Consider the following 22,570-nt stretch of genomic DNA (forward strand, 5'->3'; position numbering starts at 1 on the left):
ACCTCATACATCCATTTAGCGTGTAAGTGGATGTAAGGAGATCAGTCACATCCACTTGCCACCTACGGCGCGTCGACGCGCCGCAGGGCGTCCGGGGTGAGATCGGCGAGCGACCGGTAGCCGTCGATGGCCATGGTCAGGTCGGTCTCGGCCAGCAACGATCGCAGCACGTGCACCACGCCGGCAGTGCCGGCCAGCGCCATGCCGTACGCGTACGGGCGGCCGATGCCGACGGCGGTCGCGCCGAGGGCGAGCGCCTTGACGACGTCGGCACCGGTGCGGACGCCGGAGTCGAACAGCACCGGCAGTCCGTCGGCCGCTGCGACGACGCCGGGCAGGCAGTCGATGGCTGGAATTCCGCCGTTGGCCTGCCGGCCGCCGTGGTTGGAGCAGTAGATGCCGTCGACTCCGGCGTCACGCACGCGCCGCGCGTCGTCGGGATGGCAGATGCCCTTGACCAGCAGCGGCAGCTTGGTCAGCGACCGCAGCCAGGTCAGGTCGTCCCAGGTCAGTGAGTTGCCGAAGTCCTGCACCCACTGCATCACGACGCCCTGCGGGTTCTGCTCGGGCGGTGCGGGCAGCTTGGCCCGGAACACCGGATCACTGGTGTAGTTGGACAGGCAGTGGCCACGCAGCTGCGGGAAGTTGGCGGTTGACAGGTCGCGCGGGCGCCAGCCGGGCACCCACGTGTCGAGAGTGACGACGATGCCCTGGTACCCGGCCGCCTCGGCGCGGCTGACCAGGCTGGCCGCCATGTCCCGGTCTTTCGGGGTGTACAGCTGGAAAAAGCCTGGGGTGTCACCGAATTCGGCTGCGACGTCCTCCAGCGGATCGCTCGTGAGCGTCGAGACCATCATCGGCACGCCGGTCTGGGCGGCGGCCCGCGCGGCGTGCAGGTCACCGTGGCCGTCGCGGGCGCAGATGCCCATGACCCCGATGGGCGCCAGGAACAGCGGTGACGGCAGCTTCAGGCCGAACAGGTCGACGGTCAGGTCCCGCTCGGTGGCCCCGACCAGCATTCGCGGCATGAGGCCCCAGCGGTCGAAGGCGCTGACGTTGACGCGCTGCGTCCGCTCGTCGCCGGCGCCGCCCGCGACGTAGGACCAGATCGACGGCGGCATCGCGGCCTGGGCACGCTCCTCGAGTTCCGCGAACGAGATCGGCAGCGTCGGGACGACGCCACCGAGGCCCTGCAGATAGATTTCGAGTTGGTAGTCACCGAATGCCATCAGGGCCGCCCTTCCGCTGCAGGTTCCGCCTCGGCTTCGGCCTTGGCCAACTCAGCCTTCCACTGCCGGAAGGTCTCTTCGGTGCGCCCGCGACGCCAGTAGCCGGAGATGGACGCCCATTCGGCGCCGACGCCGCGCTCCTTGCGCAGATACGGCCGCAGGTTGTGCATGACGGTCTGGGCCTCGCCGTGGACGAACGCGTGGACCTGGCCGGGCAGCCACTCGGCCGCTCGGACCGCCGCGATGAGCGGCGCGTTGTCGCCGGCCCGGTCGTCGGGCACCAGGTCGGCGCGGCCACCACGGTGAACCCACTGGACCTGCACACCCGCAGGTGCGGCGAGTTCAACCTCGTCGTCGGGCCCCTCGACTTCGATGAAGGCCTGCCCGATTGCATTGGGCGGCAACGCTTCCAGCGCCGTGCTCAACGCCGGCAGCCCCGCTTCGTCTCCGACCAGCAGGTGCCAGTCGGCGGCCGGATTCGGCGAATAGGCACCGTTGGGGCCCATCAGATAGGCCGGGTCACCGGGAACCAACGACGCCGCCCACGGCCCGGCCACGCCGGTATCGCCGTGCACGACGAAGTCGACGGTGAGTTCACGCTGCTCGACGTCGGCCCGGCGAACGGTGTAGGTCCGGACCGTCGGACGCTGCTCATGTGGCAACTCCGCGAAGCTGTCGAGGGTCAGCGGTTGCGCCAGGGCCGCCACGTCGACACTCGCGGGCACGATGACGAACTTGACGTAGGAATCGGTGAATTCCTTGGGACTGAAGGTGTCGAACCCGTTGCCGCCGAACACAACTCGGATCATGTGCGGGGTCAGGCGCTGGGTGCGCAGTACTTCGAACGTATGTATCGGACGGCCTGCCACGCCTCGACTATACGAGCGGGCCAGCCGTGGCGGTGGGCTACCGAGGCCGGCTCACGCAATCGGAGCTACGCCATCAAGACCGGGAAGTGTTCGCCGGCAGATTTGGCGCGCTTCCTCGGCAGGCAGTCCGAACAGCCGTAATACGTCTTCGGTGACCCGATCTGCGGCCGCCGCGTCGTCGCGTTCGGGTTCTTGCTGCAGGAGCTTGCCGAGCCCGAGAAGTGCTCCAGCAGCGACGGCCAAGGCCAATTTGGGATCGTCGACGGCGAATCGGCCGGCGGCGACGGCGGCCGTGATGTCCCGTAGGGCGCGAGGGCTCAGGCCACGGTCCGAACCTATGAGACTGAGGCCATTGGCCAGCAAGATCTGGCTCTCCTGCGGGCGGCGCCGAAACAGCCGACCGGTCATCCGAAAGCTGCAGGCAAATTTTTCGGCCGGGTCGTCGATCGACGCAGTGAGTTGATCGAGCAGCGCGCCGTGGCTGTCGAGCACATCGGCCACGGCCGCTTCGAACAGTTCTTCCTTGCTGTCGAAGTGGTTGTAGAACGAGCCCATTCCGACGTCTGCCGCCTGCGTGATCTCGAGGACCGGCACGTTGACCTTGCCCTCGGCGATCAGCGCCTGGGCCGCCTGGATCAGAGCTGCGCGGGTGCGCTGTTTGCGCCTCTCCAGGCGGTTGGCCGGTTCATCGGGCAGTGCAGTCACCGGCCCAGAATAGCAGCATCTATCAGTTTTGAGGATTTCGTCAGAAACTCTTGACTGAGGGCCGCGTCGCATGTGACGATTTCGTCAGAACGAAAGGGGTCTGGGATGAACGACCTGGTCGGCGCACACAACGAGCTCCACAGCGAGCAGGGCGCCCTGAAAGGTGAGCACTGCGGGCGGTCGCGCAACCCCGTGATCAAAGTGGCTGATATCGCCTGGCTGGAATTCGAGAAACCGGACCTTCAGCGGGCCGAGGCGTTCGCGCTGGCGTTCGGTTTCACCACCTCGCTACGAACCGATGAGGAACTGCATCTGCGCGGCAGCGATTCGACCGCGCCGTGCGTGATCGTGCGCCGCGGCACCCGGAGCAGGTTTCTCGGCGTCGCGTTCGCCGCGGCCGACGAAGCGGATCTGCTGCGGTTGGCCACCGCGACCGGGACCCGGACGAGGGCGCTGCCCGCAGCCATCGGCGGCATGGCGGTCGATCTCGTCGACCCGAGCGGTGTGCCGGTGCACGTGGTGGCCGGAATGCACGCCCTCGACGCGTTGCCGTCGCAGACTCCGCACCGCTACAACATGGGTCACGAGATTCACCGCATCAACGCCACCCAACGCCCGCGTCGGGAGCCGACCACGGTGCAACGGCTCGGTCACCTCGTCATGCAGTCGACGAAATACCTCGAGACATTGAACTGGTATCTCGACACTCTCGGCATGATCGTCAGCGACTTCCTGTACTTCCCAGGACAGCGCGACCGCGGACCCACCATGAGCTTCATTCGTTGCGACCGCGGTGCGACGCCCGCTGATCACCACACACTGGCGCTGGCGCTCGGACCACAGAACCGCTATGTGCACTCGGCCTATCAGGTATGCGATCTCGATGCGCTGGCCGCCGGCGGCGAATACCTCACGGAGCAAGGCTATTTCCGGTCCTGGGGAATCGGCCGCCACATCCAGGGCAGTCAGCTCTTCGACTACTGGCGCGACCCTGACGGCTTCATGGTCGAGCACTTCACCGACGGCGACCTGTTCGACTCGACCCTGCAACCGGGTTGGGCACCGTTCACCGCCTCGGGCCTGGCCCAATGGGGACCACCGGCGAGCAAGGACTTCCTCGGCACCAATCCGAAATCCCTACCCCACGAAGCACAGTCGATCTTCGCAGCCCTGCGAGGCGACAACGAATTCGATATCAACCGCCTCATCGGCCTGCTGAAAGTAGCGAACTCATGACCATCTCCGTTCTGCGCACCGCCGACGCCTGGTGGGTGCACACCGCCACCGGTGCCGCCAAGATCGCCACCGACGCGACCACCACGGGCGCCCTGCTCGCCGACCGCGCCGCCATCGAAGCCGCTGCCGCCGACACCGCCACGGTGCCGGTCGACAGCCTCGATCTGCTCTCCCCCGTGACCGCACCCTGCCGAGTGGTCGCCCAGATGACCAACTTCGCCTCGCACGTCAAAGACGCCGGGATGGAACCGGCTTCGATCCCGTTGACCTTCTTCCGTAAATCGTCGGCGTCGATCACCGGCCCATCGGACGCGATCGTCAAACCCGGCCACGTGCAGTTCCTGGACTACGAAGTGGAGATCGGTCTGGTCATCCGCACCGACATCCCGGTGGGCAGCACCATCACCGAGGCCAACCTCGCCGACTACGTGGCCGGACTGGTGGTCACCAATGACGTCTCCGCCCGCGACATCCAGCTGCCCCAGACGCAGTTCTACGAAGCGAAGTCCTACCCCACCTTCACGCCCGTCGGCCCGGCCCTGGTGCTGCTGACCGCCGCCGAGCTCAAGCGTTTCGGCGACCTGCGGCTGCAGCTGCGCGTGAATGGTCAACTGCGGCAGGACATGCTGGTCGCCGGCGACATGATCTACCCGCCGCTGCAGGCGCTGCAGTCGCTGAGCCGTTTCCAGGACCTCAGCGCAGGCGACCTGATCCTGACCGGGACGCCCGTGGGCACCGCGCTGAGTGCGCCGCCCAAGGTGGTCGCACTCATCGGCTCACTGCTGCCGCCCGCCGTGAAATGGAAGAGCTTCTTCAAGAGCCAGGCGCGCAACCCGAAATACCTGCACGACGGTGACGTCGTCGAGGCGACCATCGCCACCGATGACGGCGCCATCGACCTCGGTGCCCAGCGCAACGTCGTGAAGTACGCATGAGCGCGAACCTGTTGTGGCCCAGGTACTCCAGCCCGACCGACCTGGCCGACATCGAAGCCGTCCCGCTGTCCGAGCGGGGCTTGCCGGCCTCCACCTACGCGCTGCTGGCACGCGCCGCGCAGATGTGGCCGGACCGGATCGCCGTCAGTGTCCTGACCGACGGCGAACGCTGGGAGAAGTCCGTTGAGCGCACCTTCGGCCAACTGCTGCACGACGTCCACCAGAGCGCAAACCTACTGTACGAGTTGGGTGTTCAGCGCCATGACGCGGTTGCGCTCATCGCCCCGAACTGTGACGACCTGATCACCGCGACGCTGGCGGCTCAGCTGGCCGGCATCGCCGCGCCCATCAACGGCGCGCTCTCTCCGGAGCACGTCGGTGAACTGGTGCGGCGATCCGGTGCCCGGCTCCTCATCACGGCGGACGCGCAGCTCGACACCTCGGCATGGGCGGTGGCCGAGCGTCTCGTCGGTGCCGGCTTGATCGACACCATCCTGCTGATCGGACCGACCGGCGCCACGCCGATCGACGTCCCTACCGTGGCCGGGGCGAAGGTCGACTACCTGACGCGACTGTCCGCGGCACACGACGGCACCCGATTCCACGGCACCGCACCGGATTCCACCGATCTGGCCGCGTTGTTCCACACCGGTGGAACCACCGGCGCACCGAAACTGGCCGCACACACGCACGCCAACGAGGTGGCCGATGCATGGATGATCGCCGCCAACACGGTGCTCGATGAAGCATCGGTGTTGTTCGCCGCGTTGCCACTGTTCCACGTCAACGCCCTCGTGGTGACCCTGCTCGCGCCGGTGCTGCGCGGACAGCAGGTGCTGTGGGCCGGCCCGCTCGGCTACCGGGATATGTCGCTCTACGGCAACTTCTGGAAAATCGTTGAACGCTACCGCATTTCCACTATGAGCGCGGTACCCACGGTGTACTCGGTGCTCAGCCAGATACCGGTCGACGCCGATATCTCCAGCATGGAAATGGCGATTGTCGGCGCCTCCGCACTGCCGGATGCGGTGCGCCACGACTTCCAGTCGCACACCGGCGTCCCTCTGCTGGAGGGCTACGGACTGACCGAGGCGACCTGCGCCAGCGCACGCAGCTTCCCCGGCCATACCCGGCCCGGTTCGGTAGGCCAGCGGTTGCCCTACCAGCAGGTCAAGACAGTCGACATCGACGACCATGGCGTCTGGCACGAACTGCCGTCCGGGCAGATCGGCACCCTCGCGATCGGTGGCCCCACCGTGTTTCCGGGCTATGTCACCGGCCGCAACTCTGATGGTTTCGTGCTCGACGGCAACGGCAAACTGGTCGACGGCTGGCTCGACACCGGAGACCTCGCGTGGGTCGACGACGACGGCTTCGTCCATCTCTGCGGACGCGCAAAGGACCTGATCATCCGCGGCGGGCACAACATCGACCCGGCGCTGATCGAAGATGCGCTGCTGGCGCATCCCGACGTCACGGGTGTCGCCGCGGTGGGCCGGCCCGATGTGCACTCGGGTGAAGTGCCGGTCGCGTATGTGACGTTGCGACCCGACAGTGCCGTGACTCCGGATTCGTTGCGGCAGTGGGCCGCCCAGCACGTCGCCGAGAGCGCGGCCGCTCCGAAATCGGTGATCGCGATCGACGCCATCCCGGTCACCGCCGTCGGTAAGCCGTACAAGCTGCCGCTGCGGGCTGATGCTGCCCGCAGCGCGGTCCGTGACGCGCTGGCCGCTGTGCCCGGCGTCGACGACGTCGAAGCAGCCGTCGACGACGGTGCCATCGTGGTGACCATCGTCGTCGGCGCCGACACCGACACCGACGCCGTTGCCGCGATCCTGGGTCGCTACGCGCTCGCGTGGGACATCAAGGAACGATCATGACCGACGCCTCGTCGACGTCGTCGACACTCAAATCCGTTGTGCGCGTGGCCGTACCGAACTATCTGCGGTGGTACCACCGCCACGAGATCCAGATCGACGCCGACATTCCCGAACCTGCGCTGCTCGTCGCCAATCACGGCTTCGGCGGCCTGGTGGACCTCAATGTGCTGGCAATGATCGCGGTGCGCGAGAAAGCGGCGCTGAAACGACCGGTCACCGCGCTCGTTCACCAGGTGGCTTGGACAGTCGGCGCCGGCCGCATCGCCGAGTTTCTCGACGGCCGACCCGCAAGCCGGGAATCGGCAGACGCCGCCTTCGCCGCCGGGCACAACGTTCTGGTGTTTCCCGGCGGCGACGTCGACGCCGGGAAGTCCTGGCGCGACCGCAACCGGGTGCATTTCGATGAGCGCTGCGGTTTTGCCCGCCTCGCGATGAGCCACGGGGTACCGGTCGTGCCTGTGGTCACGGCCGGCGCAGGCGACTCGTTGTTCGTCATGTCTGATGGTCGAGGACTTGCACGACGATTGGGCCTGCACCGGCGCCTGCGGATGAAGACCTTGCCCGTCAGCGTCACCATTCCCTGGGGACTCAACGTCGGCGTCGCCGGCATGCTCCCCTACGTCGCATTGCCGACCAAGCTGGTGACCGCGGTCCTGCCCCCGATGACCGCGAATCCCGGCGAAACTGCCGAGGACTTCGCGTCCCGAATCGAGGCCGCCATGCAAGCGCGCCTCGACACTCTCGTCGCCAACCGCAAGCCGATCATCGGCTGATCCCGAGTCGAGGACCGAAATGCCTGACCCTGTAACGCAATCCGTGCCCGTTGTCGTCGTCGGAGCGGGGCCGACCGGTGTCACCGCCGCGACGTTGCTCGCCGACCACGGCGTGCCGACGCTGGTTCTCGACCGCTGGGAATCGGTCTATCCCCAGCCGCGCGCGGTGCATCTGGATGACGAGATTCATCGCATCCTCGCCCGCCTCGGTGTGGCCGAAGAGTTCGCCGCCATTTCCCGGCCGGCGCTCGGCTTGCGCCTGCTCGACCAGAACCACCACACGCTGGCACAGTTCGACCGCGACCCCGCCCGCAGCAGGCATGGCTTCCCCCAGGCCAACATGTTCGACCAACCCGTACTGGAAGAGCTGCTGCGCGCCAACATGGCCAAGCGCCTAAATGTGGAGCTGCGCGGCAATTCCGAGGTCACCGGCATCACCCAGCACGAACCGGGCCGCGTGCGGGTGACCTATGCCGACCGTGCCACCGGAACAGAGCACGTCGTCGAAGCCGGCTACGTGCTGGGCTGCGACGGGGCCAACAGCGTCGTGCGAGCCACCATCGGTGCCGCCATGGAGGACCTGCGTTTCGAGCAGCGCTGGCTGGTGGCCGACGTGGTCACCGAGGCCGAACTCGATCAGTGGGACGGTGTGCATCAGGTGTGCGATCCCGTTCGGGCCGCGACCTACATGCGGATCGGGCCCGACCGCTACCGCTGGGAATTTCGGCTGCCGCCTTCGGAAACTGCTGCCGACTTCAGCACGATGGCGACCCTACGGCCCCTGGTCGCCCCATGGGTCGGCGACGTCGCCGACAACGACCTCGAGCTCGTGCGCGTCACCGAGTACACCTTTCGTGCACAGATCGCCGACAGCTGGCGGGAACGCAACGTGTTCCTCCTCGGCGACGCCGCCCACCTCACGCCGCCCTTCATCGGGCAGGGCATGGGAGCGGGGCTGCGCGACGCGATGAACCTGGCGTGGAAGCTCGCCGGGGTGATCAACGGAGAGCTACCCGAGGCGGTGCTGGCGACCTACGAGCAGGAACGGAAACCCCACGCGCGCAGCATGATCGGCCTGGCATTGGCCATGGGATGGGCAATGACAGCCGGTGGCCACGTGGGAAACATGGTGCGGCGCACCGTCGCACCCCGGCTGCGGTTGCTACCCGGCCTGCGTGACAAGCTCACCCACGGCACGACCCCCCGGCTGCACGAGTCTGCGTTGGTCATCAAGAGCCGGAGACCCCGCCACCTCGCCGGCACCTTGTGCCCCAACCCGGTTCTGGCCGACGGCCGGCGCCTGGACACGTTGTTGGGCAACGGCTTTGCGCTCGTCACCACGACGCGTCCCCTGGCGTTCCAACTCGCCGTGCTCCAAGATCACGGCATCGTCGTACATGTCGCCGAGCCCGGCGGTGAGTTGGAACGGTGGTTACGCCGCGGCCACGCCACCGCCGCTGTCATCCGGCCTGATCGCACCGTCATGTGCGCGGGCCGCGACGTGGGGAAACTGTGTGCGGCCGTACCGGGGTTCGCGTCATCCGCTCACGCGCACAGTGCCGGGCTGCCCTCCGCCGACCTACGGGACCGCGCGTAATCGTCCACCGCCAAGACCCACGAGAGGAACGCCAATGCGACGCACGCCCGCCGGCCTACCCATCTACGAACCCGATATCTACGCTGTCGACGCCATCACCGACCCCTACCCCCACTACCAGAGGATGCGTGACCTCGGTCCGGTGGTATGGCTGGCGAAGCAGCGGGCATATGCGTTGCCGCGCTACACCGAGTGCAAATCGGTACTACGCGATGACAAGACCTTTCTGTCGGGCCAGGGTGTAGCGCTCAATCCGATCACCAACCGCATGTCGTACGGCACCACGCTCAACAGCGACGGTGTCGAGCACGAACAACGCCGCAAGCGCGTCGCACACCGCATGCTGCCACGTGCTCTGCGCGCCATCAGTGACACCGTCGACGACACGGCCCGCGGCGTCGTCGAAACAGCGCTCGACAGGGGCGACATCGACGGTGTCAACGACCTCGCAGCCGCGCTACCGCTGGCGGTCGTGCCCGACCTCATCGGTTGGCCGCGCGATCAACGCGATCACCTGATTGCCTGGGCCGGAGCAACGTTCGATGTACTCGGACCGCTCAACTGGCAGGCGATCAAAGCGGTGCCCAACACCCTGCTCATGCTGCGCTTCGCTCGACGCGTGGTTCGCGAGCGCAACGTCATCGAGGGCAGCATGGCGGACGAGCTACTCGCCGCGGCGGACGAAGGCCAACTGGCGCACGACGAATGCCCGCCGTTGCTCGTCGACTACATCGCCCCGTCGATCGATACCACCATGAGCGCCATCTCCAACGCGTTGTATCTCTTCGCCAGCCACCCCGACCAGTGGCAGCTGCTCAAGGACGAACCCGGCCTCATGGCGAACGCCGTCAATGAGATCGTCCGCTACGAGCCACCGCTGCGCGCCTTTGCGCGGTGCACGGCGCAGCAGACCGAAATCGCCGGAGTGCCAATCCCCTCGGGCGCACGAGTCCTGGTGATCTATGCCTCCGCCAACCGCGACGAACGCGAATGGGAAAACCCGGCCGTCTTCGACATCCGACGCGACGCCGGCCGCCACGTCGGTTTCGGACAGGGTGCGCACGCGTGCGCCGGACAGGCCCTGGCTCGCTTGGAAACTACGGCGATGTTGCGGGCGCTGCTCGATCGCGTGGAGCGGATAGAGCTCACCGGCACACCCAAATGGGCGATCAACAACATCATCCGCCGCCACGAACGGTTGCCGCTCAAGCTGATTGCCGCTTAGTCGCGGGGACAGCAGACACACATCACCCCGCCCTCCTGATCCGCCACTGCCCGTCCTGCTTCTCCACCAGCCCGCTGATCTCCAGCAGCGCCAACGGCCCGAGCACCCGTTCGGGAGGCAGGGCCGCACCGACCGAAATCTGTTCCAGGCTGCGGAACCCCCGTGCCGGCAGTGCCTCGTACACCTGAAGCTGTTCCGGGGTCAGGTCATCCAGCGGCGTCTCCGGATGCTCGGGGTCGTCGGCGAGTTCGCCTATGTGGCCGATCAATTCGACGACCTGCTCCGCCCTGTCGACCAGGGCCGCGCCGTTGCGGATGAGGACGTGGCATCCCGCCGAGGCGGCCGACGTCACCGGCCCCGGCACCGCACAGACCTTGCGGCCCATCGCGTTCGCCCACGCAGCTGTACTGGCCGCCCCACTGCGCAGCCCCGCCTCCACCACTACCGTCGCGCCAGACAAGGCCGCCACCAAGCGATTTCGCGTCAGGAAACGGTACCGCGTCGGCCGCTCCCCCGGCGGGTACTCACTGAGCAGCAGCCCTGAGGTCGCCACTCGGTGCAGCAGCGCCGAATGCCCCGACGGGTACGGCACGTCGACACCTCCGGCGAGCACCGCCACGGTGACGCCGTCTGACGCCAGCGTTGCGCGGTGCGCGGCCCCATCGATGCCATAGGCGCCGCCTGACACCACGGCAGCGTCGCGCTCGACGAGCCCGGCAGCGATCTCGGCGGTGATGTGCTCGCCGTATGACGTGCACGCGCGGGTGCCGACGATGGCCGCGGCACGTTCGGCGATCTCGTCGAGCCGCGCCGGGCCGAGCGCCCACAGGACCATCGGCGGGTAGCCCGATGGCAGATCCCGCACCGCCTTGTTCCCGAACGCCACGAACGACAGATACGGCCACTCATCGTCGTCGGGAGTGATCAGCCGCCCACCCCGGCGATCGAGAATCTCCAAATCCCGCGCCGCACAGTCGACCTCACGACGGGCGGCGACTTTCCCGGTGAGGTCCTTGTCCTCCAGTCCGCGACGGATCATGTCCGCCGCCTCGACAGGGCCGCAAGCGGCCACCAGCGTCGTCAACCGCGGGCACGGCGGTTCTGCCACGCGCGACAGGTACGCCCACGCACGGCGTTCGACATCGTCGGTAGTCATCGTGCATCTCCTTCGCGGAAACTCAACGCCGTACTGACGTCTTCGAGATTGGGTGAATCGCGGCCCGCCAGGTCGGCCAGAGACCACGCGACACGCAAAGTGCGGTCGACGCCGCGGATACTCAACCGCCCGGAATCCAGCGATTGACGCAGCGGTTTCATCGCGTCCCGGCTCAGCCGGAATCTGCGGCGCAGCACCGGCCCCGGCACCTCGGCGTTGGTCCGGACCCCGACGTCCTGCCACCGCTCGGCTGCGGCAGCCCGGGCCGCGGCGACTCGTGCGCGGACAGCACTGGTGGATTCGGCCGCGTGATCGCCGAACGCACCGGCGAGCACCGGATGCATATCGACGCGCAGGTCGACCCGATCCATCAACGGGCCGGACAGCTTGCCCAGATACCGGCGCCGGTCGGCCGACGGGCACACGCAGTCCCGCGAGTTCGGAGGTGCGCACGGGCAGGGGTTGGCGGCAAGGACGAGCTGAAAACGCGCCGGATAGCAGGCCACGCCGTCACGACGGGCCAGCCGAATCTGACCTTCCTCCAACGGGGTGCGCAGGGCTTCGAGCACACTGGTCCCGATCTCGGCGCACTCGTCGAGGAACAACACGCCACGATGCGACCGGCTGATCGCACCGGGGCGCGCCATCCCTGAGCCGCCCCCGACCAACGCCGAGACACTGGACGTGTGGTGCGGCGCGACGAACGGTGGACGAGTGATCAGCGGCGTGTCCCCGGTGAGCAGCCCGACCACCGAATGGATGGCGGTGACCTCCAGCGCCTCGTCGTCGGTCAGGTCTGGCAGCAACCCCGGAAGCCGTTGAGCCAGCATCGTCTTGCCGATCCCTGGTGGCCCGGTGAGCATGAGGTGGTGAGCGCCGGCAGCGGCGATCTCGACCGCCCACCGCGCTTGGGTCTGGCCGACGACATCAGCAAGATCGACGATGTCGGCAGCGGGCGGCGCCGTGGTGTCGACTCGCTCGCTCAGCGCGGCCTTACCGTTGAGCCACGCCTGCAGCTGACCGAGCGTCCGGACGCCCCATACCTCGATGCCGTCGACCAGGCTGGCCTCGGCGAGGTTCTCGAGAGGAACCACCGCCGACGGCCACCCTTCGCGTTTGGCGGCCATGACGGCCGGCAGTACGCCCTTGACCGGCCGCACCCGGCCGTCCAACGCCAATTCGCCCAGCAGAACGGTCTTTTCGAGCCGATCCCAATGCATCTTCAGATGCGCCGACAACACCGACGCGGCAATCGCCAGGTCGTACATCGACCCGCCCTTGGGCAGCGTGGCCGGCGACAAACCGAGGGTGAGCCGCGACATGGGCCACGAATTGCCGCAGTTGGTGATCGCCGCCCGGACCCGATCCCGCGATTCCTGCAGTGCCGCGTCAGGCAGGCCGACAAGGTGCACTCCCGGCAGCCCCGAGGTGATGTCCGCCTCGATCTCGACCATGACACCGTCGAGGCCGCGGATGGCCACTGAATAGGCCCGTCCGAGCGCCATCAGCCGATACCTTTCAGATGCACCAGTTCCGGCTGCCGACCGCCGAGACGCACGCCGACAACGTCGATCCGAACATCGGGCCAGCGGGACTCCTGCTCGGCGAGCCAGACACTCGCCAACCGGCGCAGTCGACGGGCCTTCTCGGGCGTCACGGCCTCCTCGATACCGCCGAACTCGGTGGTGGTGCGGGTCTTCACCTCGATGAAGACCACGGCACTGTGGTCTCTTTCGGTGGCGATGACGTCCAGTTCACCCCATCGGCAGCGCCAGTTCCGGGCCAGGACCGTCATGCCGAGTGAGACGAGGTGGTCGACCGCGAGCTGTTCGCCGAGGGCGCCGATCTCGGCCCGGGTCATGCGTGGTGGTGTGTTCATACCGCGACGATGGCGCGTATGGCCGACAGAATTCGCGCTGTGGTGGCGTCGAACACATCGAAACCCACGAGTTATCCACAGTGCGCGATTCATCCACAGGGATGCCTGAAAAGACTCGTTTCTGCCGAAGAACGATCAATTGCTGCCAACCGCCGACGCGTCGAAATACCCCGGGCCCCTGCCCCGTTGAACCGGGCATCAAAGCTTCGGCTACAAGGAGTTGGGGACAATGAAGAAGCTCGGAATCGCCGCACTGGTGGCAAATGGATTGGCAGCAGCGGTGCTGGGTCTGGCCGCGCCGGCATCGGCGGACTACTCGCACCACGACTGGGTCAACGACATTCACCCGCGCGCTGAGGCGCCGCAGGTCGACAACACCGTGCACCAGAGCCGCTGAGCAACAGCGAAAGTTGGGGCGCCCCTCGGGGTGCCCCAACTTTTTTGTGCGGAACAAGGAGGCAGCTCCGGGCGCCCCACCACCCTCAGAAGGGAGTTAGCTGAATCACCACATTTGGTTTCGGCACTGCCGCGACGATTGCCGACATTGACGCGATACTGCCGAACGACGACCAATTGCTGCCATCGGCCCCGCTGCGGAAATTCCCCAGGTCCCCCCTCGGTTGAACCCAGCATCAAAGCTTCAAAAACAAGGAGTTGGGGACAATGAAGAAGCTCGGACTGGCCGCCCTGATCGCCAATGGTATGGCTGCTGCGGTACTCGGTTTGGCCGCGCCGGCATCCGCGGATTACTCGCACCACGGCTGGGTGAACGACATCAACCAGCACGCGTCGGCGCCGCAGGTCGATACGACCGTGCACCAGAGCCGCTGACTGTCAGCAAGATTCGGGGCCCCTCGTCGAGGGGCCCCGAATTTTTTTGCCCGCACCTACAACAGCGCCGGCACCGCCGCGTCGATGAGGTACGGCCCCGGAGTCGCGTAGCCGACGCGGAGCAGCTCAGCCAGCTCTGCGGTGGTCGTCGCCTTGGCCGACGGCACGCCCATGGCTTCCGCCAACGCCGCGAAATCCGTCGTCGGGCTCGACAGGTCAAGCATGGCAGCGGCTTTCGGCCCGCTGGCCATCCCGACCTCAGTGGCGCCGACGCGCTGCAGCTCCATCCGCAGGATGGCGTAGGCGGCGTTGTTCAGGATCACCGTCACCACGTCGAGCTGTTCGTGCGCCATGGTCCACAACGCCGAAATCGTGTACATGGCACTGCCATCGGACTGCAGGCACAGGACGGGACGGTCAGGGCGGGCCACCGCGGCACCGACCGCATTCGGTAGTCCGAAGCCGATGGCCCCGCCGGTCAGCGTCAACAGATCGTGTCGCGGCGCACTCATCGTTGCCTGCGGCAGCAGGAACCCGCTGGTGTTGGACTCGTCCACCACGATGGCGTTGTCGGGCAACGTGGCCGCCACCACCTCCACCCAGTTCTGGGTCGTCAATGCTGAATCCGCCGGCAGTTCCGGGGTTTTCAGTTCCGTCAGCACCGGCTCGCTACCCGGCGCCACGGCATCGGCCAAGGCCTCCAGCCCAGCCACCACGTCGCCGCTCACGGTGTGCACCCGGCAACCGGCGGGCACCAGGTCACTGGCCTTGCCGGGGTAGGCGAAGAACGACACCGGCGACCGGGCACCGGCCAGCACCAGGTTCTCGGCACCCGTGAGCTGGAATTGAGCGGCTTCGGCGAGATACGCCAACCGTTCGAAATTGGGCCGTCCGGCGCCCCGTTCCAGCCTGGCCGGGAAGGTCTCGATCAGCACCTTGGTCCCCGTCGCCTCGGCAATGCGACTGGCTGCACGAAGCCCGCGTTCCCGGCACGCCGAACTGCCCAGCAGCATGACGGTGCCCGCGCCGAAGACGCCCGCGTCCGCCTCGATCAAGTCGTGTTCGGCAGGATCGACGCCGGCCCCATAGTCGAACGGCACCGCACTCGTGGCCGGCTCCCCCGCTGCCGGCTCGGCGCCTTCGGTCCACGAGACGTCGGCCGGGAGGATCAACGTGGCCACCTGGCCCTGCTGTGCGGCCTCGATCGCGGCCACCGCATCGGTGGCGATGTCGGCCAACTTCTCACACCGGCGCACCCATCCGGACACCGTGCCGGCCATCGCGTCGATGTCGGATTCCAGTGGTGCGTCGTACTTCTTGTGGCCGAGCGCATGGTCGCCGACGACGTTCACGACCGGCGAATAGGCCCGACGGGCGTTGTGCAGGTTGGCGATGCCGTTGCCCAGACCCGGGCCCAGATGCAGCAGCGTCGCCGCCGGCTTCTCGGCCATCCGGGCATAGCCGTCGGCGGCGCCGGTGACCACGCCCTCGAAAAGGCAGAGCACGCCGCGCATCTCGGGCACCGAGTCGAGCGCGGCGACGAAGTGCATCTCGCTGGTGCCGGGGTTGCCGAAGCAGACGTCGACGCCGGCGTCGACCAGTGTCCGGATCAGTGCCTGTGCGCCGTTCATCGTTCTCCTTCGCCGATTCCGCCAGCAGCCTGCGGATGACGGTACTACCGGTCCGCGATCAGGCCTTCCTGCACCAGCGTCGCGATGCGGGTGCCGTCGGCGCCGACCAGACTTCCGGTGATCACACCACGTCCCCGGCCCGCGGCGGGCGAACGCGATTCCAGCAGGTTCCACTGATCGGCCCGGATCGCATGGTGGAACCAGATGGAGAAATCGGTGGTGCCGCTGCGGTGGGTGCGGGCCTGCATGGAGTGACCGTGCACCTGCAGTGCCGGGTCGATTCCGTACAGGTCGGTGACGTAGCAGGCAATCATCATGTGCGACAACTGGTCCGGGGGCATGGGCACGGTGGCCCGCCACCACATGCGTCGGACGAAATCGCCCGACGACCGGTCGTCGACGATCCGGATGTCGAGTTCGTCAAGCGGCACCGCGGGCGCCGGCCCGGGCGGGCCGGTCAGCGGCAGCTGATCGGGATCGTCTGGGAGTGTGCATGATTCATCGTGCTCGGGACCCGGCAGATCGACGGAGTAGGACACCGTCGCCACGGTCAGCAGCCGCCCGTCCTGGAAGGCCTCGACCCGTCGCGACGCTGCGGTGCGCCCGTTGTACACCCGGGCCACCGTGTAGTCGGTGGCCGCGCCGGCTTCACCGCCGCGCAGGTACTGCAGGTGCATCGCTGTCGGGCGCATGTCCGGATTCACCGTTTGCGAAGCCGCGGACAGGCTTTGTGCCATGAACAGACCGCCGAAGGCCCGTTTGCCGTCGGGTCCGCCGGCCCTGCCCACCCAGGCGTCGTCGCCATCTCCGGGCGACACCCACAACAAATCAGGCAACACCGTCACGCCACGGTCCCCGCTTCCGTGAGACGGGCGACGTCGGCGGCGGTCAATCCGAGGCGTTCGGTCAGCACCGCAGCGGTGTCGTCGCCGAGCGCCGGCGCCGGGCGAGGGGCCGGGTACACGCCGTCGATCCGCAGCGGCAGTCCCGGTGCCAGATACCGGCCGATGCGCGGCTGGTCGAGTTCGGTGAACAGCGGGTTGTCGGTCACCTTCGGGCTCGCAGCCACCTCACGGAAGTCCCGGTAGCGCTCCCACAGGATTGACGTCCCGCCGAGCGCCGCGGCGATCTCTTCGGCGGTGTGCGCGCAGAACCACACGGTGAACAGGCCCGTGAGCGCGTCGCGGTGCAGGTACCGCTCTCCTTCGTCGGTGAAGTCCGCGCCGAGCGATTCCGACAGCGCGGCAACCGCTTTCGCCGTACCCGTGACCTCGACGAGGTCCCGGAAATGCCGACCCGTCAACGCGACGATCATGAACGCGGCACCGTCGGCGCTGGCGAACTGCTGCCCGTACTGCCCGAAGATCGAGTTGCCGATGCGTTCACGCCCCACCCCGTTGACCATCACCTCGGTGAGAAAACCGAGATTGCCGGCGGTCGCCAGGGCCACGTTCTCCAACGGAATGCCGACCCGCTGCCCCTGGCCGCTGCTGTCGCGGTGCCGCAGCGCCGCCGTCACCGCCAGCGCCAGATACAGACCGCACGACACATCCCAGGCCGCCAGCACATGGTTCACCGGGGTGTGCAGCTCGGCCGGGCCGGTGACCAATGGAAAACCCAGTCCGGCGTTGACGGTGTAATCCACAGCTGTGCCGCCATCGGCGCGGCCGGACACCTCGGCGTGGATCAGGTCGGGCCGCAGCGCAGACAAGGTCTCGTACGAATGCCACTGCCGACCCGCCACGTTGGTGATGAAGACGCCGGCGTCGACGATCAGCCGGGTGACCAGCTCCTGCCCCTGCGCCGAACGTAGGTCCACCGCAACGGATCGCTTGCCCTTGTTCAAGCCCGCCCAGTAGATGCTCTCGCCGTCATCGGTGATCGGCCAGCGGTGGTAGTCGGCGGCACCGCCGACCGGATCGACCCTGATGACCTCGGCGCCGAGCTGTGTCAGCGTCATTCCCGCCAGGGGCACTGCGACGAAACTGGAGATCTCGACGATGCGCACGCCCGCCAGCGGACGCACGGACTCCGGCCGCGCACGCGAGGAGCACGAATCACCAACCGTCATCTGGACACCATAAAGGCCCTACGCAGCACAATCGGGCAGGCCCGGGCCCGTCGAATCCCGCCGGACGGGAGGTGGTCGCGGCCGCGTGACATTCACACCGTAATTTGGAACGTATGACTGAGCTGAAGGAAGTCCAGACCGAGCGCGGCACGCTGCGTTACTACGACGAGGGCACAGGAGATGACGGGGCCCCTGTCGTTCTCTTCCTCCACGGTTCGGGCCCGGGTGTCACGGGCTGGCGGAACTTCCGCGGCATCCTGCCGACCTTCTCGGCACACTTCCGCTGCCTGATCCTGGAGTTCCCCGGCTTCGGCGTCAGCGACGACTTCGGCGGTCACCCGATGATCGACGCCCAGTCCGCCGTGGTGCCCTTCCTCGATGCGCTCGGCATCGACAAGGTCGACATCGTCGGCAACTCGATGGGCGGCGGCGTCGGCATCAACTTCGCCATCAACAACCCCGACCGCATCGGCAAGCTGGTCACCATCGGCGGCATCGGCACCAACATCTTCAGCCCCGGCCCGTCGGAGGGCATCCGGCTGCTGCAGGAGTTCACCGAGGACCCCACCCGCCAGCGCCTGATCGATTGGCTCAACTCGATGGTCTACGACGAGAAGATCGTCACCGAGGAGCTGATCGAAGAGCGGATGAAGCTGGCCTCCGACCCCGAGACGCTCGAGTCGGCCCGCCGGATGTACGGCAAGGCCGCGTTCAAGATGATGATGAAGTTCATGCGGTCGGCCGACGCGCCGCCACAGCCGTGGGCGCAGATGCACAAGGTGAAGGCGCCGACGCTGCTCACCTGGGGCCGCGACGACCGCGTCAGCCCGTTGGACATGGCGCTGATCCCGATGCGCACCATCTCCAACGCCGAGCTGCACGTATTCCCGAACTGTGGCCACTGGGCGATGATCGAGGCCAAGGAAGCGTTCGAAAGCACGGTGCTGGGCTTCCTGCAGCGCTGACCTTCTGACTCCGAGCGGCCGTGCCCGCACACCGACGGTGTGTGGACGCGGCCGCTTGCGTTCATCGTGCGGTGGCGTACCCCATCACTAGCGAGCCGACTGCGATTCCGCGGAATATATTGTCGGGCTTACCAACTGACCGGGCGGGAACATCGACCGGGGGTCGATACGCCGGGCGGCCTTGCGCGCCAAGGTGATTGCCCACCCACAACGGCCGGAGACGACTCTCACACCCGGAAGTCCGTACCAAACGGCCGATTTCACGCGAGCTCCTCGGCACGCACCCTAGGATCAGCACCATGAATCGCTTGTCAGGCGCTGACGCAACCTTCTGGTTCGCCGAGACGAACAGTTGGCACATGCACGTCGCCGCGTCGTCCATCTACGATCCGACCGACGCCCCGGATTTCAGCTTCGAGTCGGTGAAAGCGCTTCTGGCGTCGCGACTGCCCGAGATGCCGCAATTGCGCTGGCGGGTCACCGGTGCCCCGCTCGGCCTCGACCGGCCGTGGTTCGTCGAGGACGAGGAACTCGATCTCGACTTCCACGTTCGCCACATCGCAGTCCCGGCGCCCGGCGGCCGTCGCGAGCTGGATCAGTTGGTGGGACGGCTGATGTCCTACAAGCTGGACCGGTCCCGGCCGCTGTGGGAGTTCTGGTACATCGAAGGCGTCGAGGGCGGCAAGGTCGCGGTGCTGATGAAGATGCATCACGCCATCATCGACGGCGTCTCCGGAGCCGGACTCGGCGAGATTCTGCTGGACTTCACGCCCACGCCGCGGCCCCCCGCCGCCGAGCCGAGCGGGTCCTTGGTGGGCATCAAGGCGCCGGGCTTCGAGTCACAGGCCCTGGGCGGGCTGATCAACATCGGCATCAAGACGCCGTACCGTGTCGTGCGGTTCTTGGAGCAGACCGTGCGTCAGCAGATTGCTGCGCTGAGCGTCGCCAACAAGCCGCCCGGGTACTTCGACGCCCCGCACACCCGGTTCAACGGCCCCATCTCGCCGCACCGCCGGGTCAGCAATTCGGGCGTCTCCCTGGACCGCGTGAAAGCGGTCAAGGAAGCATTCGGCGTGAAGGTCAACGACGTCGTGCTGGCGTTGGTCTCAAGCGCCATGCGGAAGTATCTGGAGGACCGCGGCGAGCTGCCGGACAAGTCGCTCATCGCGCAGGTCCCGGTGTCGACACGGACCGAGAGTTCCAGCGACCAGGTGGGCAACCAGGTCAGCGCCATGTCGGTGTCGCTGGCCTCCGACATCGTCGACCCCGCCGAACGGATCAAGGCCATCTACGCCAGCTCGCAGAGCGCCAAGGAAATGGCCAAAGCCCTGACGGCGCACCAGATCATGGGACTGACCGACACCACGCCGCCCGGCCTCGTGGCCCTGGCCGCCCGGGCCTACACCGCGAGCAAGCTCGGCGGCACCCTGAAACCGATGAACCTCGTCGTCTCGAACGTGCCCGGGCCGCCCGTGCCGCTGTACATGGACGGCGCGATCCTCGAGCAGATGATGCCGATGGGCCCGTTGGTGATGGACGTCGGCCTCAACATCACCTGCTTCAGCTACCGCGACCGGATCGACTTCGGCTTCGTGACCACTCCCGAGATGGCGAACGACATCGACGCCATGGCCGATGCCATCGAGCCGGCGCTCGTCGAGCTCGAGATCGCGGCCGGCCTCGTCGAGGGCAAGGCGGCACCGGCCCGCAAGTCACCCCAGCGAGGACGCAGCTAGCACCGGGAGCCACCGAGCCCCGAAATGCCGAACGCCACCGGCCCATACCGGTGGCGTTCGGCATTTTCGTCCGCCACAGCCGGCCCGAGCAGCGAGATTTCCCAGTGACTGGGCCGGCGCCCTCCACACACCCGTATCCGTGAGTAGGTTCTCGGGATGCTGTCCCAACACATATGGGCCGCGCCGACGTGCCAGACCACCGCGGGTAAGTCGCCGTCTTCAGGGCAGCAAGCGACTCAATCACGTTGTCATACAACGATAAACAGTGTCGGCTGCGGCAGTTCCCGTCGCCGCGACCGGATCGTGCCGGCAGCGCGATAACACCGAACGGAGGACGTATGAAGAACATCGGCGGCATGCTCAAACAACGCGCAGTCGTTTCTCCGCACCTCGAGGCCTACGTCGAGCCGTCGACCAACGTCCGCATGAGCTACGCGCAGTTCAATGCGATGGCCAACCAGTGCGCCGATGTGCTGACCTCCCTCGGGTTCGGACCAGGCGACCGGGTGGCGTTGCTGATGCCCAACTCGGTCGAATTCTGTTGCCTGTTCTACGGCGCGGCCAAGATCGGCGCGGTCGCGGTGCCGCTGAACACGCGCCTGACCGCACCCGAACTGGCCTTCATCCTCTCCGACAGCGGCAGCAAGGCCCTGGTCTACGGTCAGGCGTTCGCCGAAACTGTCGAAGCCATCAGGGCAGATACCCAGTACGAGTACGCCATCACCGAATGGGTGCCGGTGGTGGGCGGCGCCGGTTCGCTCACCGAACGCCTCGAATCCGCGGCTGCCGACGAGCCGGAGATCGACTGCGGCGGCTCGGACAACCTGTTCATCATGTACACCTCGGGCACCACCGGTAACCCCAAAGGCGTTGTGCACAGCCATGATTCGGTACACACGGCCGCGATTTCCAATGCGATGACCGCTGATTCGCGCTACCGGGACCGAGTCCTGCTGCCACTGCCGATGTTCCATGTGGCGGCGCTGACCACCGTCATCTTCTGTGCCATGCGCGGTATCACCCTGATCTCCATGCCACAGCTCGATCCTTCGAAGATGTGGTCGCTGATCATCGAGGAGCGGGTGAACACCGCCGGCGCCGTGCCGGCCGTGTTGAACTTCATGCGCCAGGTACCTGAGTTCGCCGAACTCGACGCCCCTGACTTCCGCTGTTTCATGACCGGCGGCGCACCGATGCCCGAGGCCCTGATCGAGCTGTACGGCACCAAGAACATGCAGGTGGTGCAGGGCTATGCGCTCACCGAGTCGTGTGGTTGCGGCACCGTGCTGCTCGGCGAGGACGCCTTGCGCAAGATCGGGTCCGCCGGGCGCGCCGGCATGTTCGCCGAGGTCCGCGTCCGCAGTGACGACGGCGCGATCAGTGCACAGGGCGAAGGCGAGGTCGTGATCAAGGCCGACTTCCTGCTCAAGGAGTACTGGAACCGCCCCGATGCGACACGCGATGCATTCGACGACGGCTGGTTCCGCACCGGTGACATCGGCGAGATCGACGACGAGGGTTACCTCTACATCCGGGATCGCATGAAAGACATGATCATCTCCGGCGGCGAGAACATCTACCCCGCCGAGATCGAGAGCGTCGTGATCGGTATGCCTGGCGTCACCGAGGTAGCGGTGATCGGCTTGTCCGACGAGAAGTGGGGCGAGGTCGCGTGCGCCATCGTCGTCGCCGACGAGAGCACGGTCAGCGCGGACCAGATCGTCGAGTTCTGCGGCACCAGGCTCGCGCGCTACAAGCTGCCCAAGAAGGTGATCTTCGCCGAGGCGATACCGCGCAATGCGTCGGGCAAGGTTCTCAAGCGGGTACTGCGCGAAAAGTACGTGTGAGGCCT

General features: G+C 66.9%; 20 protein-coding genes. 11 read left to right on the forward strand and 9 right to left on the reverse strand.

Translation table 11 applies throughout. The features are described 5' to 3' along the window. Positions 1–62: 62 nt before the first annotated feature. The 3 genes from EB75_RS09585 to EB75_RS09595 are packed head-to-tail and all read right to left on the reverse strand — an operon-like array spanning position 63 to position 2,803. Positions 63–1,229, reverse strand: a complete 1,167-nt coding sequence (locus EB75_RS09585; protein ID WP_073695191.1) for a lactate 2-monooxygenase — start codon at positions 1,227–1,229, stop codon at positions 63–65. Continuing rightward, complete coding sequence (locus EB75_RS09590; protein ID WP_073695192.1) at positions 1,229–2,098, reverse strand: siderophore-interacting protein; 870 nt, start codon at positions 2,096–2,098, stop codon at positions 1,229–1,231. Before EB75_RS09590 ends, EB75_RS09585 begins: the two co-directional genes overlap by 1 nt. Before the next feature lie 51 nt (positions 2,099–2,149). Beyond that, positions 2,150–2,803, reverse strand: a complete 654-nt coding sequence (locus EB75_RS09595; RefSeq protein ID WP_073695193.1) for a TetR/AcrR family transcriptional regulator — start codon at positions 2,801–2,803, stop codon at positions 2,150–2,152. A gap of 105 nt (positions 2,804–2,908) precedes the next feature. Here EB75_RS09595 and EB75_RS09600 point away from each other — a divergent pair, with 105 nt between their 5' ends. From EB75_RS09600 to EB75_RS09625, 6 genes are read left to right on the forward strand one after another with little or no spacing between them, the layout of a single operon-like run. Next, positions 2,909–4,039, forward strand: a complete 1,131-nt coding sequence (locus EB75_RS09600; RefSeq protein ID WP_073695194.1) for a VOC family protein — start codon at positions 2,909–2,911, stop codon at positions 4,037–4,039. Further along, the gene (locus EB75_RS09605; protein WP_073695195.1) at positions 4,036–4,974 is read left to right on the forward strand and encodes a fumarylacetoacetate hydrolase family protein; all 939 of its coding nucleotides are present in this window, start codon (positions 4,036–4,038) and stop codon (positions 4,972–4,974) included. The genes EB75_RS09600 and EB75_RS09605 overlap by 4 nt, the downstream gene beginning before the upstream one ends. Beyond that, complete coding sequence (locus EB75_RS09610) at positions 4,971–6,854, forward strand: acyl-CoA synthetase (RefSeq protein ID WP_073695196.1); 1,884 nt, start codon at positions 4,971–4,973, stop codon at positions 6,852–6,854. Before EB75_RS09605 ends, EB75_RS09610 begins: the two co-directional genes overlap by 4 nt. Then, positions 6,851–7,627 (forward strand): 1-acyl-sn-glycerol-3-phosphate acyltransferase, encoded by a 777-nt coding sequence (locus tag EB75_RS09615; protein ID WP_073695197.1) that lies wholly within the window; start codon positions 6,851–6,853, stop codon positions 7,625–7,627. Before EB75_RS09610 ends, EB75_RS09615 begins: the two co-directional genes overlap by 4 nt. Positions 7,628–7,646: 19 nt before the next feature. Next, positions 7,647–9,224, forward strand: coding sequence for a bifunctional 3-(3-hydroxy-phenyl)propionate/3-hydroxycinnamic acid hydroxylase MhpA (mhpA, locus tag EB75_RS09620; RefSeq protein WP_073695198.1), 1,578 nt, complete (start codon positions 7,647–7,649; stop codon positions 9,222–9,224). Positions 9,225–9,258: 34 nt separating this feature from the next. Continuing rightward, on the forward strand, positions 9,259–10,449 hold the full coding sequence (locus EB75_RS09625) for a cytochrome P450 (protein WP_073695199.1): 1,191 nt from the start codon (positions 9,259–9,261) through the stop codon (positions 10,447–10,449). Positions 10,450–10,471: 22 nt separating this feature from the next. Here the strand turns inward: EB75_RS09625 and dprA are convergent, their stop codons facing one another. From dprA to EB75_RS09640, 3 genes are read right to left on the reverse strand one after another with little or no spacing between them, the layout of a single operon-like run. Continuing rightward, positions 10,472–11,605 (reverse strand): DNA-processing protein DprA, encoded by a 1,134-nt coding sequence (gene dprA, locus EB75_RS09630; RefSeq protein WP_073695200.1) that lies wholly within the window; start codon positions 11,603–11,605, stop codon positions 10,472–10,474. Continuing rightward, on the reverse strand, positions 11,602–13,110 hold the full coding sequence (locus EB75_RS09635; protein WP_073695201.1) for a YifB family Mg chelatase-like AAA ATPase: 1,509 nt from the start codon (positions 13,108–13,110) through the stop codon (positions 11,602–11,604). The genes dprA and EB75_RS09635 overlap by 4 nt, the downstream gene beginning before the upstream one ends. Then, the gene (locus EB75_RS09640; protein WP_073695202.1) at positions 13,110–13,466 is read right to left on the reverse strand and encodes a YraN family protein; all 357 of its coding nucleotides are present in this window, start codon (positions 13,464–13,466) and stop codon (positions 13,110–13,112) included. The genes EB75_RS09635 and EB75_RS09640 overlap by 1 nt, the downstream gene beginning before the upstream one ends. A gap of 247 nt (positions 13,467–13,713) precedes the next feature. Here EB75_RS09640 and EB75_RS29265 point away from each other — a divergent pair, with 247 nt between their 5' ends. Together EB75_RS29265 and EB75_RS29270 are read left to right on the forward strand one after the other, a co-directional pair. Continuing rightward, the gene (locus EB75_RS29265; protein WP_168176019.1) at positions 13,714–13,881 is read left to right on the forward strand and encodes a hypothetical protein; all 168 of its coding nucleotides are present in this window, start codon (positions 13,714–13,716) and stop codon (positions 13,879–13,881) included. Between the two features lie 266 nt (positions 13,882–14,147). Further along, entirely contained in the window at positions 14,148–14,315 is a 168-nt protein-coding gene (locus tag EB75_RS29270; protein ID WP_168176020.1) for a hypothetical protein, read from the forward strand. Positions 14,316–14,371: 56 nt separating this feature from the next. Here EB75_RS29270 and EB75_RS09645 read toward each other — a convergent pair whose 3' ends face one another. From EB75_RS09645 to EB75_RS09655, 3 genes are read right to left on the reverse strand one after another with little or no spacing between them, the layout of a single operon-like run. Then, a complete protein-coding gene (locus tag EB75_RS09645; RefSeq protein WP_073695203.1) occupies positions 14,372–15,946 on the reverse strand; it encodes an acetolactate synthase large subunit in 1,575 nt (524 codons plus the stop codon). A 44-nt stretch (positions 15,947–15,990) separates the two neighbouring features. After that, the gene (locus tag EB75_RS09650; RefSeq protein ID WP_073695204.1) at positions 15,991–16,791 is read right to left on the reverse strand and encodes an acyl-CoA thioesterase; all 801 of its coding nucleotides are present in this window, start codon (positions 16,789–16,791) and stop codon (positions 15,991–15,993) included. Then, positions 16,788–18,017, reverse strand: coding sequence for a CoA transferase (locus EB75_RS09655; RefSeq protein WP_073695205.1), 1,230 nt, complete (start codon positions 18,015–18,017; stop codon positions 16,788–16,790). The genes EB75_RS09650 and EB75_RS09655 overlap by 4 nt, the downstream gene beginning before the upstream one ends. Before the next feature lie 113 nt (positions 18,018–18,130). Between EB75_RS09655 and EB75_RS09660 the strand changes: the two genes are divergently transcribed. The 3 genes from EB75_RS09660 to EB75_RS09670 all read left to right on the forward strand — a co-directional run bounded on the left by EB75_RS09660 (position 18,131) and on the right by EB75_RS09670 (position 22,565). Beyond that, positions 18,131–18,982, forward strand: a complete 852-nt coding sequence (locus tag EB75_RS09660) for an alpha/beta fold hydrolase (protein ID WP_073695206.1) — start codon at positions 18,131–18,133, stop codon at positions 18,980–18,982. Between the two features lie 299 nt (positions 18,983–19,281). Then, the gene (locus tag EB75_RS09665) at positions 19,282–20,718 is read left to right on the forward strand and encodes a WS/DGAT/MGAT family O-acyltransferase (protein ID WP_073695207.1); all 1,437 of its coding nucleotides are present in this window, start codon (positions 19,282–19,284) and stop codon (positions 20,716–20,718) included. A gap of 338 nt (positions 20,719–21,056) precedes the next feature. Further along, positions 21,057–22,565, forward strand: coding sequence for an acyl-CoA synthetase (locus EB75_RS09670; protein WP_073695208.1), 1,509 nt, complete (start codon positions 21,057–21,059; stop codon positions 22,563–22,565). Positions 22,566–22,570: the final 5 nt, after the last annotated feature.

It is taken from the genome of Mycobacterium sp. ST-F2 (genome assembly GCF_001905655.1).
GTDB lineage: Bacteria > Actinomycetota > Actinomycetes > Mycobacteriales > Mycobacteriaceae > Mycobacterium.

Excerpts from the sequence above, each read along its gene's own strand:
- EB75_RS09605 (WP_073695195.1), top strand. The coding sequence starts at position 4,036 with ATGACCATCTCCGTTCTGCGCACCGCCGACGCCTGGTGGGTGCACACC.
- EB75_RS09640 (WP_073695202.1), bottom strand. The coding sequence starts at position 13,466 with ATGACCCGGGCCGAGATCGGCGCCCTCGGCGAACAGCTCGCGGTCGAC.
- EB75_RS09655 (WP_073695205.1), bottom strand. The coding sequence starts at position 18,017 with ATGACGGTTGGTGATTCGTGCTCCTCGCGTGCGCGGCCGGAGTCCGTG.
- EB75_RS09670 (WP_073695208.1), top strand. The coding sequence starts at position 21,057 with ATGAAGAACATCGGCGGCATGCTCAAACAACGCGCAGTCGTTTCTCCG.
- dprA (WP_073695200.1), bottom strand. The coding sequence starts at position 11,605 with ATGACTACCGACGATGTCGAACGCCGTGCGTGGGCGTACCTGTCGCGC.
- EB75_RS29270 (WP_168176020.1), top strand. The coding sequence starts at position 14,148 with ATGAAGAAGCTCGGACTGGCCGCCCTGATCGCCAATGGTATGGCTGCT.
- EB75_RS09600 (WP_073695194.1), top strand. The coding sequence starts at position 2,909 with ATGAACGACCTGGTCGGCGCACACAACGAGCTCCACAGCGAGCAGGGC.
- EB75_RS09635 (WP_073695201.1), bottom strand. The coding sequence starts at position 13,110 with ATGGCGCTCGGACGGGCCTATTCAGTGGCCATCCGCGGCCTCGACGGT.
- EB75_RS09645 (WP_073695203.1), bottom strand. The coding sequence starts at position 15,946 with ATGAACGGCGCACAGGCACTGATCCGGACACTGGTCGACGCCGGCGTC.
- EB75_RS29265 (WP_168176019.1), top strand. The coding sequence starts at position 13,714 with ATGAAGAAGCTCGGAATCGCCGCACTGGTGGCAAATGGATTGGCAGCA.
- EB75_RS09665 (WP_073695207.1), top strand. The coding sequence starts at position 19,282 with ATGAATCGCTTGTCAGGCGCTGACGCAACCTTCTGGTTCGCCGAGACG.
- EB75_RS09615 (WP_073695197.1), top strand. The coding sequence starts at position 6,851 with ATGACCGACGCCTCGTCGACGTCGTCGACACTCAAATCCGTTGTGCGC.
- EB75_RS09585 (WP_073695191.1), bottom strand. The coding sequence starts at position 1,229 with ATGGCATTCGGTGACTACCAACTCGAAATCTATCTGCAGGGCCTCGGT.
- mhpA (WP_073695198.1), top strand. The coding sequence starts at position 7,647 with ATGCCTGACCCTGTAACGCAATCCGTGCCCGTTGTCGTCGTCGGAGCG.
- EB75_RS09625 (WP_073695199.1), top strand. The coding sequence starts at position 9,259 with ATGCGACGCACGCCCGCCGGCCTACCCATCTACGAACCCGATATCTAC.
- EB75_RS09610 (WP_073695196.1), top strand. The coding sequence starts at position 4,971 with ATGAGCGCGAACCTGTTGTGGCCCAGGTACTCCAGCCCGACCGACCTG.
- EB75_RS09660 (WP_073695206.1), top strand. The coding sequence starts at position 18,131 with ATGACTGAGCTGAAGGAAGTCCAGACCGAGCGCGGCACGCTGCGTTAC.